This is a genomic window from Paracoccus marcusii (assembly GCF_006151785.1).
In the GTDB taxonomy this organism is placed as follows: Bacteria; Pseudomonadota; Alphaproteobacteria; order Rhodobacterales; family Rhodobacteraceae; genus Paracoccus; species Paracoccus marcusii.
This window is the reverse complement of the sequence record NZ_VDDD01000244.1, coordinates 1-1,391: the sequence shown is the minus strand read 5'-3', so window position 1 is coordinate 1,391 and position 1,391 is coordinate 1. Positions and strand designations below refer to the sequence as shown.

Below are 1,391 nucleotides of genomic sequence, written 5' to 3'. Positions count from 1 at the left end.
GTGCCCGAAGGTCTTCCTTTCGGCCGTCGCCCTAGCCGCCCTCGTCATCTACTGGTTATGAATCCTGACCCTAAAGATCGCAAACTGTCGCTAATATAACCAGTAACTGCTTCGATTGACGTCTTCGCATCCAACACTTGATCTAATTCATCACGATCCGTTTTAGCGTGCTCCGTGAGGTAATCATCGAGTCTCGCTTGAGTTATGTTGGACTCAATGTTCCTCCATTCATCAGCAGACGCAAAAAGATGATTTTCGTTCTTTTTTGTGATTGCCCGCATTACTGAGTAATATGCGCCATTAGACATAACGCAATCCTCAAATGCAATTGCATGCAAACCTTTTTCACCTGCAAACTTTTGAAGTTCTTCAGTGCTAAATGATCCCTTAGAAACGGGAACCCCTCCTTCACTTATTGGACCAATGTCCCACAAATTTGTGCCGCTTTTCCAAGCACGTATACCTCCTGTAAAGTGAATGATTAGACTTGCGCCATCGGACGCAGCACTCAACTCAACAACCGTTTCCATAGACAACTACAATCCTAAGTTCCCTCGTTTCATCGGTAATTTAGATCCTTCCAAGAGGTATCGGTCAACAATGCGATCAGAACCGGCACCGGCACCGGCACCGTGAAACAAGGCGGCGAACTCTCCATCTATAATCGATAAGATCGCCCGCCGACCTGAGACTTTACCAAGTCTTGTGTTACGTTCTCCTTCTGTTCTAGTTGAACAGAAGGAGACAGCCATGCCCCGCCATCGCATCCACGAGCCGATCTTCCCGGAGAACCGGGCCCTTTACATCATCTGGTGCGAGGAGTGGCAGGGTGATCGGTATTCCCTGGCGGCCGGGCACCTGAGCGCCATGCTTGCGGCATGGGACGCGGTGGCCGATTACTCGCCGCGGGATAGGCTCCTCCTTCAGTTCGGCAGCCGGGTTCTCCGCATGCGAGAACCTGAATGAGCGCGCACTGGACCCGCAAGATCGCCTTCGAGACCGATGCTAATAATTGGGTCATTCTGCGGGATGGCTTGGTAGTCGGCCGTGTCATGCGCGACAACCAGCAGAGCAGCCGCCTCGGTCGCGATCAGTGGGCATGGTCGGTCATCACCATGCCGTTGAAGAACGGCTATTCAGATTCGATGCCTGAGGCGCTGGATGAGGTTCGGGCGCGGGCGTCTGACAAGTGGGGTCATAAGCCTCATGGCTGGCCGGACGACCGCAAGTGAGGGGGCAGGGGGCATCGCAACATTCACGCCCTGTTCCGGATACGTCCGCCTAATCTCTCAACATCATTTGGAGCGAACACAACATCTTGTGTTCGGATTCAAAATCCGTTTCAGCAATGAGTGCCGGTTCGAGTCCGGCCGCCCCTACCACGCCCTTTC

General features: G+C 53.1%; 3 protein-coding genes and 1 tRNA gene. 3 read left to right on the top strand and 1 reads right to left on the bottom strand.

The genetic code is table 11. The features are described 5' to 3' along the window. Positions 1 to 44: 44 nt before the first annotated feature. Entirely contained in the window at positions 45 to 530 is a 486-nt protein-coding gene (locus FHD68_RS18535) for a hypothetical protein (RefSeq protein WP_139086586.1), read from the bottom strand. Positions 531 to 750: 220 nt separating this feature from the next. Here FHD68_RS18535 and FHD68_RS18530 point away from each other — a divergent pair, with 220 nt between their 5' ends. From FHD68_RS18530 to FHD68_RS19270, 3 genes are all read left to right on the top strand, one after another. Next, positions 751 to 966, top strand: coding sequence for a hypothetical protein (locus FHD68_RS18530; protein ID WP_139086584.1), 216 nt, complete (start codon positions 751 to 753; stop codon positions 964 to 966). Continuing rightward, complete coding sequence (locus tag FHD68_RS18525) at positions 963 to 1,232, top strand: hypothetical protein (protein WP_139086582.1); 270 nt, start codon at positions 963 to 965, stop codon at positions 1,230 to 1,232. The genes FHD68_RS18530 and FHD68_RS18525 overlap by 4 nt, the downstream gene beginning before the upstream one ends. A 7-nt stretch (positions 1,233 to 1,239) precedes the next feature. Continuing rightward, positions 1,240 to 1,382 (top strand) — tRNA-Leu (locus FHD68_RS19270). Positions 1,383 to 1,391: the final 9 nt, after the last annotated feature.